Raw genomic sequence first — 13,203 nt, forward strand, 5'->3', positions numbered from 1 at the left:
TTGTAGTCTTGCTCAAGACTACAAAATTACTGAACCTTTATTTTTTGTGAATAGTTTATAGCCTTTTTTGTGAATAGTTTATAGCACTAAAGATAAGAGGTTGTTTGAAAAGTCTAATTTATTACTCACCAGGCGAATTCTATTCGCCTAATAGTTTTCAAACATCCTCTAATGTTTAAGTCAGCCTAATCGATATATATCAGAAACCTAAGTTAGTTAAACATGTTCATTAATACCTTTTAATTAAATAAAATATACTTCTATTTTTTAACCTCTATAGTATTTTTCGCGAAACTTGTAATATCACCCTTGATAAAGACAAAGTTATTCCCAGAGATTGATGAGAAGCTAATCTAAAGCTGGCTAAATATATTGAAAGTCGTAACCACTTTGTAAATAAGCATTTACCCCTACTACTAAGGAGTAATAAGAAGGTACTAATAAGGAGAAATATTGGATATGTTGGGTTACCCTGAGGGAAGCAGATCCGCGTCTACGCAAAGCCTCAAACCAACCTACGCAGTTTAAAGTTTTTGGCTCTAACTGAACTGTATTGGATTATAAGTAATATTATTATCGTGAATCATATTTCAGAAATGCCCTTCCAGGAACTTGTAGTGATAACTAGTCATCTTTGATACTACGAGCTTCTGAAGAATAAATACTCATGTCGCCTAATCAGCCACCAAATCAAATAATTACACTTCTATGGTTATTTTTATTAGGACTTGCCATTTCTCAAAGTCTGGGATACGCAAATTTTAACTCAATTGCCTATCAAAATTCTTCCACAGTCGTTGCTCAAAATTCTCCCAAGCTAGGGCCACAAGAAATCATCCAAGCCGGGGAAGTTAGGGCTTTACCTGGCAAATTAGATACAGTACCTGTGTTTAATAGCAACAGTCCAGAATGGATTAAAACTGAGGAGATTTTACTTTCTACCTTTCCACCTAGTGGGAAAAAAATCCCAGCGGCGCACCTAAATTTTCCTTTTCAGGGGCGTTTTGACTTATTTGCCCATCACTACACCCATACTCCCAAGGATTTGCAGACACTATACTTGGGCGTGATTGTGTCTAACCCTGGTAAAAAACCAGTCACGGTAGATGTTTTACAGGCGGCGAGTTATTTAATGCAGGATGCGCCTTTTGTGACATTAGCGCCATACATTGATAATAATGATGGTAAGGCTTATTCGGGGCCAGGCGATCGCGCTGTGAGTGATGTCCTCAGAGGAATTCGCCAAGCTGATTTTCCGGCAAAATTGGTAATTCCCCCAGGACAAAGCCGATTGTTGTTAAATCATCCCATTCCTGTCAAAAATCTGGAAAAGCCTGTTAATGGGCGTTCTAGCTTTATGCGGCTGCGTAGTAGCGATCGCGTTTATGCAGCTAGTTTAGCAATGTTTGCTAAAAAAAATGCTGATGGTAGCGAGCGATCGCCTACTCTCACAGAATGGCAAGCTTTACTAAATGATGGCACTTTTGCAGGGCCAAGAGATAAAACCCCTACCCCTCCAGACGCTGTTAGCGGGAAGCTGATTTATGGGCGTGTAGCAGGTGTATCTCAAGGTTCCCAGTGGAAAGCGAAACTTGTGGATAATGCCCAAGCTAAAACTCTCACAATTCCCCAACCTGGTCAAGCAATTTCTTATGCTTTAGACACCCTCAAGGGTGGGCGATTGGGTAGTGGACAAATTCAAACAGCAAAGATGCTAGTACGTTATCCAGATACCGCCTATGAAGCGCACGGTAATTATGGAGTGGAATATAATCTCAGCTTGCCTTTAAGCAACAATACCAAGCAACCCCAGAAAGTAACTGTCACCCTAGAAACACCTTTAAAGGAAGACAAATTATCCCAAGGTAGTCTACGCTTCCGCCAACCATCGCTCGATTTTCCTTTTTTCCGTGGTACGGTACGCCTACGCTATATCGATGATCAAGGAAAAAACAAGACGCGCTATGTGCATTTATGGCACAGAACCGGTCAGGTTTTAGAGCCATTATTGCAAGTTGTGCTACCACCATCAACTCAGCAAACGGTGCAAGTGGATTTAATTTATCCACCAGATTCCACACCACCCCAAGTGCTGACTGTAAGAACGCTTTGACACCGATTTGCCTAACCACGCAAATAAGCTTAGAAATCCAGCCAGATTGATCTATTAGGAATCCGGTTTGATTTTTGCACAAATTTAGTCTAGACAGTCCAGTAGTAGAACGACACGACTAAAATAATGCAATAGATTGTTGATGTTATTAATATAAATCGATATTTTCTGTTTATTTCTAATGCAACATTTTAGCTGTGTCAGTCCAGTAGGGTGCGTTAGCTGCGAGAGTACAGCACCATTATTAGGGATTTGATGCCCTACTCTCACTGTTAACGCAATGCCAGTACTTTACGAGAAGCCGCTCCGCGTCTACGCTCAAGTCGAGAAACCCTTCCTGTGCGACTGGCTCCCGTACGTATCTGTTCAATAATCAAATACTAGTCCTATTGCAGCTTTGATATGTACAGTTCTTTGTAACCAATATTTTGGTTTGGGTTGATATATGGACGATATACTTTCGACAATATCAAGTTCTGTCTGATGGTAGAGTTCTTCACTTCTGCCATCAGACAGAAAATCACCATCATCGGTTAAGTCACCAAGAAAAGATTCCTCATTTGATAACAATTCAAACCCAGCAGGTAGATTGTCACTTTTGATCATATTCATGAAGGTTTTATTCCGCAGAAGTTTGACGGGAAATTCAATCAAAGGCTTCATAAAAGAAGCAATTATCTGTGATCAAATATGTTGAGTTATATTTTGAGATTAATTAAAATTTACCTGTTTTTCTGGGACGTTTGTGGCCAAAATGGCATAAAAATAACCCACATTTGATTTTCTGCACAGCAGAAAATCAAATGTGGATGTATGAGTGTTTCCCCACTTTTTCTGGTATTATGTCCAGTGTCTTCAGCAATGCCATAAGCGAAAAGTTGCGTGCGCGGGTTCCCCACCTTGAGCAAAATTTTCAAGACAGCGAAAATCAAAGTAATAAGTATATGTTGTAGGACAACCGATACCTTTTTGCTAACATTCATTAACAAATACACTCTTTAAGAGAGGGCGTATCAACCAATGCACGAAGGAAAATCCCTCGCGCACCATTGAGATCCCTCGGCATCACCCGCCCGTCAGATGGAGACTTGACGAATTTAGCACCACCAAGTTTGTGGATTATTTCGCCAGTCCAACTGACTGTTTTTGATGTATATGCCTCGTTGACATCCATTACTACCTTGCCAGTTTCAAAAACTTTGTGTTTAAGAAACTGCTTAAACCGGTAGTGAGAAAGTGTTAACATCTGGCGTACTGACTTTGACCTAATTCGTCGTTTTGCCTTTTTGGACATCTGGGATGTTTCAAAAGTTGGTAGTAAAATAATGTCAAAGTTATCAACCAAAAACCGAGCAGTTTTCTTGTGCAGTTCGTCTACAAGGTTTTTGATTTTACCTCGCAGTGAACTTGCTGCAAGTTTCATTCTTTTTTTCTGTTTGCATTTAGCTTTGGTTAGCTTAGAAATCAACTTATCTAAACGGAAACATAGCTTCTGAACTTGCAAGTTAGCAGATGCCCCAATTTCGCCAAAACTAGACTCAGAAAAGAATGTGATAAACGTCCTGATACCGGGGTCGAGTGCCACAACACGTCCTTGGTTATCAGACTTTTGTCGTGGCACATTCTCTGGAACCGTCAGATAGTAGTCACGATAAGCAAATACTAAACGACAGTCACCAAAGCTTTGTGGCAAGGCTTCTTTGAATGTTGCCTCACCTAATATAGTGTGGTAAATTCCTAAGTCTTTTACCGCAGACTTGGGGATGTAGCAAGATTGTACAGGGTCTTTTCTTGACCTAAATCTAACCTTGCTAATGCCACCACCATTTTTAAATTTTTTCTTGGCGCTGCTGACAGATTTACAGGCATCTTTGATAGCGATTGACTTAATCTGATAAGGGACTGATTTACTCCACTCTGGTAATCCATTTAATATGTCGGTTTTAATCGCTTTCCAGTTAGCCTTGATGCTAGAATCTTGCAGTAACTTGACGGTAGTGTTGTAGACAAATCTAGATACACCGAACCACTGCTTAAGAGTCTGTCTCTGTATTGCCGTGAGGAAGATCCGGATCTTCTTTGATTTTTTTACTGTACTTTCCCCTGCCGTGCATCCGACAAGAGAAGACGTGGAGGATGGAGAGAAGATCCGAGGTAAGCTCTGATTCGGGGCAGTGTACAGTGTTGTCGAGAACCACGATTTGTCCACCGTTTTGCTCGACCATGTACTGAATAAGCTCAAATCCAAACCTTGCGAGTCGGTCACGACAGGCAATAATAAGCGTGAGCTTATCTCCTTGCATAAGTCTGTCCAATAAGGTTTGCAGTCCTTTGCGTTTAAAGTTGATTCCACTGCCGATATCTTTGATAGCGAAGCGTTAGCGACGTAAGGAGCGTCTGATTTCGGCATCTGGGTAGAGTGACTGCATATAAGCAATTTGTCTACCAAGGTCGTCTCGCTGTTTGGTTGAACTGACTCGGCAGTAGCAAATAAGGGAAGTTCTAACTGCACCGCGAAAATAGGACTCGACATCAAAGAGTCTTTGCCCTGCTTCGTTTTTGATGCTTTGGATTTTCCCATTGTCTGCATACTTCCTTAGTGTGTTTGGGTGCAGTCCGAGTTTTTTAACTGCCTCTCGTAGTGGTACGTAAGCCATACCACTATAGAACCCATTTGTTATTTTATGTTAGCTATTGTTAGCAAATAACTAGCTATTGACTAGCCCTTCGGCTTCTCTGCGAGACGCTACGCGTAGCTTGCTTAGTAGCAGGGGTACACTCAGGGTAAAAGGTTTGGGTTTCGGGAATCAGGACTCCTGCCCTGGAAGAGAATGTAAGACCAATAGAACTACGGAGTCCTGGCAGCTATGCCCGATGAATTGGTAAACCCCGTCCGTCTTATGGCGGGGCAGTTCACCTACTTACCGCCGTAGAAAAAAGCAATTTCTTTCTCTTTCAAAGGAGCAAATCCAGCACCTACGAGCAATTGATCGAGTTCTCCTTGGGGAATATGTTTTGCACCAATCCGGACAATGCGCGATCGCATAGTATTTGATACGCCGCTACGCTGTCTATTCGCTTCTAGCGCCATGACTTTGGTATAGAGTTCTAGCTTGGCGGATGGAATAGGGGAACCGTCAAAATCGATTCCAGAAGCGATCGCTTCATCAATAGCATCAGCACCTGTGGTTGCTTGATTAGTTTCCGCAGTCATAGCAATTTCCTCTATATCTATAAAATTTCTTGCAAGAGTTAGGAAAAGGCTAAAGAGAAAGGTAATTTTGTCCTTTTCTGCTTCACTATTCCCCGAATACTGCAAGGAGTCTATTTTACCAGCCATGCTGACACCAAAGAACAACCTTTGACTTGAAAGTGCTGAGTGGAGAATCTCACTGAGGACTCGCTACTCGCTACTTATTTGCTTTTCCACTGTGAGAAGCTGATTTTCCGGCTGATTGCGTGGAATGTATTTGCATAACTTGTCACTTTTCCAGATTTTGGTTTAATCTCAAACCAACGGTGTAGCAATATGGTGATGCTATGTCTGATGCCCAAACCCCTCAAAATCAAGACCGCACTCTCGAACAAGCGCTGACTAACAAAATCATAGATGATTACTTTGACAACTCTGAAAGTTGGCTCAGAGCCATTTTGCGGATGTGTATCTTCTCTTTGGCTTACCTAGATGATGAACCAGTTTTCGTTGTCGAATGTCCCAATCAAGCAGTAGCCAAGCGCCTCAGCCGCAAAACCTATCCTTTTCGAGGTATGGTGTATTTTTTAACTGACTGCCTTAATGGTAGCGATCGCACTTTATTCTGCTACCAAGAAAATGCTGGGGGAACCTGGCGCTGTTTTGATACTAGTACTAGTTCTTGGAAAACCCTAAGTCATTTGCAAACACCCACTGCTTTTGACAGTTAACTTGTTGACTGTTGACTGTTAACTGTTAACTGATGATTGTTGACTAATCACGAACTTGACGTGTTGCTAAACCGCCAACAACCGCACCCAACACCGTACCTGTCCACAATCCTGTGGTGCTACCTTGCCATAGCGCCCCTGGCGTTACCCAAGCGTTGCACACCTCCTTGAAGCCCCAAGGCTGATTTTGACACTTCTGGCGATGAACCATCAGGGCGATTTGCCCACCGATGTAACTACCAAAAAATCCCGATGTTAGGGCTAAAAAGGTGCAAATTAAAATTGGTTTTTTTGTCATTGGTCATTTGTTATTGATAATAAGTTATTTCTTACCCATTCCCCAGTCAACAGTCAACCGTCAACCGTCAACCGTCAACTGAGCAAAGCCGAAGTCCATCAACCAGTATTTCTCATCCCTGCAGCAATCCCGTTAATGGTTAACAATGCGCCTCGCAATAACTCGCCTTTGCTGTAACGGGAGTGGATAACCCCAGAGGTGGAAGTAGTGTTGCGGGATTGGCGGAGGCGTTTGAGTAAGGAAACTTGGATGAATCCTAAAGGGACAATTGTGCCATTGCGTAACTGGACTGAACGCTGTAAGACAGGATCACCATCTAACAGTCGATTATGGCCAGTGATTTTTAACACTAAATCTCTAGTGAGATAGAATTCACTGGCGATTTGCTCAAAAACCTTTTCAAACCTAGGTAAATCTTCAGGGTTGGATAGTTCTTGGACGTAGTGACGTGCCATTTGCATGTCTACTTTGGCTAAGGTCATTTCTGCTTTGGAAATCACCATTTTGAAGAAGGGCCACTTGATGTAAAAGTAGCTGAGTAACTTCAGATGTTCTTCTGGTTCTTCATTTAAGAACTCTTGCAAAGCTGTGCCAACACCGTACCAAGAAGGCAGCAAAAACCGGGTTTGTGTCCAGCTAAATACCCAAGGAATAGCTCTGAGACTGGTTAAATCTTTTTTACCTGATGGACGACGCGCTGGACGAGAGCTAATTTGCAGCTGGCTAATTTCTTCTATGGGAGTGACTTGGTGGAAAAAGTCGATAAAATCTGGCTGGTCATAAATTAAAGCGCGATAATGAGTCCGCGATCGCGCTGCTAACTCCTCCATAATCTCATTCCAGGGTTGAATATCGTCAAACCCTGTCCGCAGCAAGCTAGCTTGAATGACTGCAGTGGTGATAGTTTCCAGATTGTATAAAGCTAAATCCAGCAAGGAGTATTTGGAAGCTAAAACTTCCCCTTGTTCTGTGATTTTGATCCGTCCATTAATACTGTGACCTGGTTGAGCCAAAATAGCCTCGTAAGCCGGCCCCCCACCACGTCCCACAGAACCACCGCGCCCGTGGAAAATTCGCACGTTGAGATCGTAATCCTCTGCGGTTTGTTGGAGGGATTTTTGCGCTTTATGAATTTCCCAGTTGCTGCTTAAAAAACCAGAGTCTTTGTTGCTGTCAGAATACCCCAACATGATTTCTTGCAAGTCAGGGGTGAGGGGTGAAAAGGCGGGGGAGATAGGGAGAGGGGAAGAGGGGGGGATGTTTTCTTTACGGGCCTTAATGACTTCGTAGCCACCAGCTAATAAAGCACGATATAACGGTAGCTCAAACAGTTGACGCATGACGCTTCTGGAGCGTTGTAAGTCTTCTACCGTTTCAAACAAGGGTACAACTTGAATTGTCCCAACTGCGATCGCCGGATCAAAAAGTCTCGCTTCTTTGGCTAACAGCAATACTTCTAGCACGTCGCTGACTTCGCGGCACATGCTAATTATATAAGTCTGGCAGATGTTGACACCAAACTCTTGTTGTAGCGATCGCACGATGCGGAAGGTTTGAATCACATCGTTGGTTTTTTCCGAGAATGGCAATTCCGCCGGAATTAAGGGACGACGGGTTTGCAGTTCTCCTGTCAGCCAAGCTACTCGCTGTGCTTCCGATAATTCGTTATAAGGTTGGGGTAATACTTGCAGGTATTCCAGAATCTCATTGAGTGCATCGGCGTGGCGGGATGATTCTTGGCGAATATCCAACTGTGTCAGATCAAAGCCAAAAATTTCTACCTGGCTAATGAGATTTTCTAGTTCCCGACAGCTTAAACCTGTTTCGGTCAAATTGCGATGGATTAACCGCAGTTCCGTGAGAAAATCGGCTCCCGAACGATACATGGGAGTGCCTTCATTTTTGGGAGTTTCTCGCTTATACAAAGCTAAATTGCGATCGCGTGTATTTTCCAACCTTCTGAGTACATAAGACAATTTCAGACGGTAGGGTTCTTGGCGATAACGCAGCGCCAATGCATCATATACTTCACTCAATTGGGACTGATCCAACTCCAGGGATTCTAACAAGTCTGGTAGTACATCACTCCAGTGCATTGATACACTCAATAACTCAATCAGCTTTTTCACTGACTGAACATATCTTTCCAGAACCATTTTGCGCTGATAGCAAGCCGTCTGCCAAGTTGTTTCTGGTGTCACTGATGGATTCCCATCTCTGTCTGAACCTACCCAAGAACCAAAAGAGCAGAAATTTTTCTGTGGCGGTTCTAGCCAAGGAAAGGTTTTATTCAGAGAATATTTGAAGCGTTGATAAAGTTGGGGAATCCCATCAAATAGAACTTCTTGGAAGTAGTGCAAAGCGTAGTCTACTTCATCCAACACCGTCGGTTTAAACTGATGGAGTTCATCCGTGCGCCACCACAGACGGATTTCTTCCAGTAATTTTTCTCTGAGTTCTGCCGCTTCCCAAGGATAACCTCCGATTGTGTTACCGGTGCGGTTTTCTGCCGTATCCAGATGCTGCAAGAGTGTGACTACCTGGCGCTGCTTATCGCGGATGGTGTGACGGACAATTTCTGTGGGGTGGGCTGTAAACACCAAACGCACATCCAACTGCGCTATCAGGCGTTGAATTTGCTGGGGTGGTACGTTCAACTTAAATAAATGGGGGAACAAAGCCGAAAAAGTACCTTTCTGCTTTTCTTTCTGTTTGCTAATCCAATTCTTCGCCAGCATATCTGCTGCTAGTGCGCCGTTAACGGGTGCGTCGTCTTCGCCTTTATTCGATGAATAACTGATATTGGGTAGACTTTCCGGCTCTGCTGCTGCTGCCTCCAATTCAGAATAACGAGTCAATTGCTGCCGTTGTTCATATTCCTGCTCTATGATATTAATCAGCTGAAAATATAAAGCAAAAGCACGAGCTGCCCGAATTGCTTCATTGATGTTGAGTTGTTCAATCAACTTGACAGCCGAGGAAGCTTGGTCATCAGTGGCTTGTCCTTCTGGCGAACATAGATCGCGTAGTTGCCGCAACAGATCTACCATCTTTTGACCGCATTCTTGCCGCAGAACCGACTCCCACAACTCCTCCACTATTTGCAGCCGATGCCGTAAAAATAATTCGGAGGTGGGATAGATATTAGCAGCCTGAGATAAAGAGTATAACAGGGAACTCATATTCTTTATGCTTGTAAAGCCAATTATTGTTGACAATCTTAGGTTTTGCCATTGTTACCCCTGGGATTTACCCGGAGTAAAACATTTGTTACAGTAAAATTTTTAACTGTTACTTGATTCTTGATCGTCCGGGAAGTTGAGGATGGGTAAGCGATCGCCCCGAAACAATTCTTCACTTGCTTGTCCGACAGCTTCCATCGCTCTAGTAGTGGCTTGCGCTGTGGTGAGCAGCAGTAATATAGACGCTGTACCTATTTGTAAAAGCAAAGATTGGGGAATGCTAAACAAAAACAGATTTAATTCAGGGTGAGATGAGGATGTTTGAGTGACAGGAGACATTGCTAATTCTTGGTTGTTTGCAGATGAGTAAAATAAACAGAAAACTCAATATCAGCATAGCTTGCAACTGTACAAGACAATCTCGATCTATTTCGTCAGCGAATAAGGTAACAAAAGTGTTAAAAACAATCTTCAGGGTGTGATAAACCTATGGTTCTAGTTTACAAGTGCAGGCCCTATCCCCCAATATCCGCTTCCTGTAAAGTTAACTGCCCATGAAAACAGCATTACTAGATCGCCAAAAATCCATAGTGCAATGGGTAAGCCAAGCAACAGGGATTAACACTTTCGGGGTGAAAGTCCAGTTGCGAGGAAACGACTTACACATTCTTTGTGAAGGTTTGGAATGTCCACAACGTTGGCGCACTCTATCCGACTTACTGCAAGCACTACAACAAACAGACCTGCAAGTCTTAACAGGTGAACAACCTTCAATATACCAAGTATTTGTCTACGGCCGAAAAAAAGAGGAGCCGCGTCCCCAATGGTGTCATCGGGTTGACTTAAATCAACTGGATCGGCATTTGGAGCAGGTGCGTCAAGCCTTACTAGAAGACGGGGAAAAATCCGGACAATCAGGCGGCTCGCTGATTGTCTCTAATGAAAGTTTGGCACGGCAAGGAAATTTAGAGGCGATCGCCCGCTATCTGGGTGAAACTCTGAGTACTTTTGGTGTGGCGGTACGTGTAAAAGTTACGCCGCAACAGTCTACACAGAATGACCTCCCATCTGCAAATCGCCTATGGGTATTTTGTCAGTCTGGCTATAGCCCTGATCCGGCATTGTTAGGAGAGCCGATAGCCCAAAAGTTACGTCATCTCAAGCTTTCGGGTTATCAGGATGCCGTAATTGTTTCCCAAGTCAGTGGGGAAACGCAACCTGATTGGCAAATGCGGGTTGACTTGACACCACCAGAGGTGATGCTCAAAGAATGGGCGCGTTGGGGGGATGTGCAAGCGATCGCCCGTTTATTAACTGGGGTATTATCTGAATTCAAGGTTGCCGTCCAAGCCTCTCTGCAAGAGTCAACCCTACATATCTTCTGCAAGCCAGGTTTTGACCCCTTAGAAACTGCCCCAGCCCCAGATAAGACGCTGTGCTTACAGACAATCCTATCCCAACTAGAAGCGATCGCCCCTCAAGGCATTCTCGCCGCTACCGTCTACGGGCAAAAAACCGCCGACAAGCAACCAGCTTGGGTGGACTGGTTAGTTTTACCTGCAAAGGAGCATCCTGCACTCGCCCCATCGCCCCTGGAGTTAGCCACATCTGGCGATGAACCAGCCATCAATTTTTTACTGGAGCGTCTACTTAATCCTGACTTGGAACGGCGACTCAAAACAGGTGGAATTCGCGTACTTCTGCTACAAAAAGGTGATTTATTGCACATCATGTGTGATGCACCTGTTTGCCCAACCAGTAAACAAGTTGCCAGTAAAGTTACTCAGTTTATCCGCCAATTAAAAATTCCCCATATTTTAGGGGTACGTGTTTACGGTCGTCGGGCTGGTAACAAAGAACCTTTTTGGCATCACGGCGAGGACTTTGAGCAGCGTCAACGTTTAGTACCAGAGGCTACTCCAGAATTTGCGGCTACGGCTATTTATATAAATGACCTTGTAGCCACCGAGACTAGTGAGCCAATCTTACGCCCTGACCTCACAACCGAGGAAGTGCAAACCTTCATCAAGGAAGTTGCACGGGACTGGGTGACAACAGCGAGAACAAAAACGAAAAAGTTCTTATTAAGAACGCAGCTATTTACAGAAATTGACGCCTCAGCAGAGTCAATCGCCGATACCCAAGGTGTCAAGGTAGCATTAGTATGGGGTACACTGGGGTTATTACTGACCCTGCAAACTGATTGGGTGTTGGGTCAAATTGTTACCCGTACTCAACAAAGTCCGCCAAAAGTCGCTAGTGTCTCAACCCCATCTCAGCCAAAACCATCTTTAAAGTCTCAGGAAAATCAGAATCAGAGGACAGCATTTTTTACTGATACTTCCAAACCCAAATCGCCGCCAAATAAGAATTCTGTATTCAATGCTTCTGGTTTTACTCAAAGTGATGACACCCAGGCAACAAATTTAACGGCCGCGCCACTGAAAGAAAAGGCAACTGCAACAGCTATTTTATTAGCAGCGCGATCGCAAATGCCGAGCTTTAATGCTAGACAGTTAGACGAGCAAATCGCCCTGTATAAGCAACGTCTAGCCAAAACTGGGACTCCTCCACAGGTACTGATTATTGGCTCCTCTCGCGCCCTCAGAGGTGTCGATCCAGCGGCACTTTCTCAAACATTGGCGACTCAAGGCTATAAAAATATTGATGTATTCAACTTGGGGATTAACGGTGCTACAGCACAAGTTGTAGACTTTGTCATCTGTCGTGTGCTAAAACCATCTGAACTGCCAAAACTCATTCTTTGGGCAGATGGTTCCCGTGCTTTCAACAGTGGCCGTGAGGATATCACATTTAAAGCGATCGCTGCCTCAGCAGGCTATAAGCAGGTGTTACAAAAATCACTGGCAAATAGTAGTCATGAGGGCTTGTCTAAAAATTCTGCCAGTACATCTGGTGAAGAAAAAATCAAACAGGAGAAGAAAGAGATTACCAGCTATGAAGCTGTCAATCAGTCGATAAATCAAGCTTTGGCTGCTGTTTCTGTTAGCTACAAAAACCGCGATCAGATCAAAACTCTCTTGCTCAAACAACTAAATGCTTTGCCTTTCGCCAACCAGAATTCTTTGAAAGTCGAATCTAAGACGAAGCTCACAACTACTAATTCCGAGGAGGATACTTACTTACAAGCAGTTGACTTTGATGGCTTCCTACCTTTATCTATCCGCTTCAACCCCTCTAGATATTATCAAAAACACCCCAAAGTTTCGGGCAATTACGATAATGACTATCAATCTTTCCTCGTAGGAGGAGAGCAGGATACTGCCTTGCAATCATTAATCCAGTTTACCGAGTCTCGGAAAATTACTCTAGTATTTGTCAACATGCCTCTGACGGCAGAATATCTAGACCCAATACGTCAACAATATGAGCAAGAATTTCAACAATACATGTTGGGTTTATCTGCCAGTCCCAACTTTATCTACCGGAATTTCAGCCAAATATGGCCCAAAGCAAATCAATACTTCTCTGACCCCAGCCATCTCAACCGCTTCGGTGCCTATGAAGTCTCGAAAAAACTCGCTAAAGACCCTATGATCTCTTGGCCTACAAAGTAAAAGGAGATAGGGGAGAGATAATTAATGACTCTTGACCCTTGACTCTTGACAGTTTGACTCTTGACGGTTCGACTACGCTCACCGTCCACCTTGACTCTTGACCCTTGA

Annotated in this window: 11 protein-coding genes; 3 read left to right on the forward strand and 8 right to left on the reverse strand. The window is 43.6% G+C overall.

Annotation, left to right across the window (positions count from 1 at the left end; translation table 11 throughout):
• Positions 1-667 precede the first annotated feature (667 nt).
• Positions 668-2,113 (forward strand): DUF3370 domain-containing protein, encoded by a 1,446-nt coding sequence (locus CAL7507_RS29850; RefSeq protein ID WP_015132220.1) that lies wholly within the window; start codon positions 668-670, stop codon positions 2,111-2,113.
• A gap of 366 nt (positions 2,114-2,479) precedes the next feature.
• Here the strand turns inward: CAL7507_RS29850 and CAL7507_RS29855 are convergent, their stop codons facing one another.
• The 5 genes from CAL7507_RS29855 to CAL7507_RS29870 form a co-directional block, all read right to left on the reverse strand.
• Complete coding sequence (locus CAL7507_RS29855) at positions 2,480-2,776, reverse strand: hypothetical protein (protein WP_015132221.1); 297 nt, start codon at positions 2,774-2,776, stop codon at positions 2,480-2,482.
• A 319-nt stretch (positions 2,777-3,095) separates the two neighbouring features.
• Positions 3,096-4,262 carry a transposase gene (locus tag CAL7507_RS29865; protein WP_236557017.1) on the reverse strand — a complete coding sequence of 389 codons (1,167 nt, stop codon included), beginning with the start codon at positions 4,260-4,262 and terminating at the stop codon, positions 3,096-3,098.
• Positions 4,147-4,428: a recombinase family protein gene (locus tag CAL7507_RS33330; RefSeq protein WP_369750824.1), complete on the reverse strand. Its 282-nt coding sequence runs from the start codon at positions 4,426-4,428 to the stop codon at positions 4,147-4,149. Before CAL7507_RS33330 ends, CAL7507_RS29865 begins: the two co-directional genes overlap by 116 nt.
• Positions 4,429-4,491: 63 nt before the next feature.
• On the reverse strand, positions 4,492-4,770 hold the full coding sequence (locus tag CAL7507_RS33335) for a recombinase family protein (RefSeq protein WP_042341480.1): 279 nt from the start codon (positions 4,768-4,770) through the stop codon (positions 4,492-4,494).
• Between the two features lie 260 nt (positions 4,771-5,030).
• Positions 5,031-5,327, reverse strand: coding sequence for a DUF4090 family protein (locus tag CAL7507_RS29870; protein WP_042342591.1), 297 nt, complete (start codon positions 5,325-5,327; stop codon positions 5,031-5,033).
• A gap of 326 nt (positions 5,328-5,653) precedes the next feature.
• Between CAL7507_RS29870 and CAL7507_RS29875 the strand changes: the two genes are divergently transcribed.
• Positions 5,654-6,037 (forward strand): hypothetical protein, encoded by a 384-nt coding sequence (locus CAL7507_RS29875; protein ID WP_015132224.1) that lies wholly within the window; start codon positions 5,654-5,656, stop codon positions 6,035-6,037.
• Positions 6,038-6,080: 43 nt separating this feature from the next.
• Here the strand turns inward: CAL7507_RS29875 and CAL7507_RS29880 are convergent, their stop codons facing one another.
• The 3 genes from CAL7507_RS29880 to CAL7507_RS29890 form a co-directional block, all read right to left on the reverse strand.
• Positions 6,081-6,335, reverse strand: coding sequence for a hypothetical protein (locus tag CAL7507_RS29880; RefSeq protein WP_015132225.1), 255 nt, complete (start codon positions 6,333-6,335; stop codon positions 6,081-6,083).
• A gap of 98 nt (positions 6,336-6,433) precedes the next feature.
• The gene (ppc, locus tag CAL7507_RS29885; RefSeq protein WP_015132226.1) at positions 6,434-9,517 is read right to left on the reverse strand and encodes a phosphoenolpyruvate carboxylase; all 3,084 of its coding nucleotides are present in this window, start codon (positions 9,515-9,517) and stop codon (positions 6,434-6,436) included.
• 102 nt (positions 9,518-9,619) lie between these two features.
• Positions 9,620-9,856, reverse strand: a complete 237-nt coding sequence (locus tag CAL7507_RS29890) for a hypothetical protein (protein WP_015132227.1) — start codon at positions 9,854-9,856, stop codon at positions 9,620-9,622.
• 215 nt (positions 9,857-10,071) lie between these two features.
• Between CAL7507_RS29890 and CAL7507_RS29895 the strand changes: the two genes are divergently transcribed.
• Positions 10,072-13,095, forward strand: coding sequence for a hypothetical protein (locus CAL7507_RS29895; protein WP_015132228.1), 3,024 nt, complete (start codon positions 10,072-10,074; stop codon positions 13,093-13,095).
• Positions 13,096-13,203: the final 108 nt, after the last annotated feature.

This window comes from Calothrix sp. PCC 7507 (genome assembly GCF_000316575.1).
Classification (GTDB): Bacteria; Cyanobacteriota; Cyanobacteriia; order Cyanobacteriales; family Nostocaceae; genus Fortiea.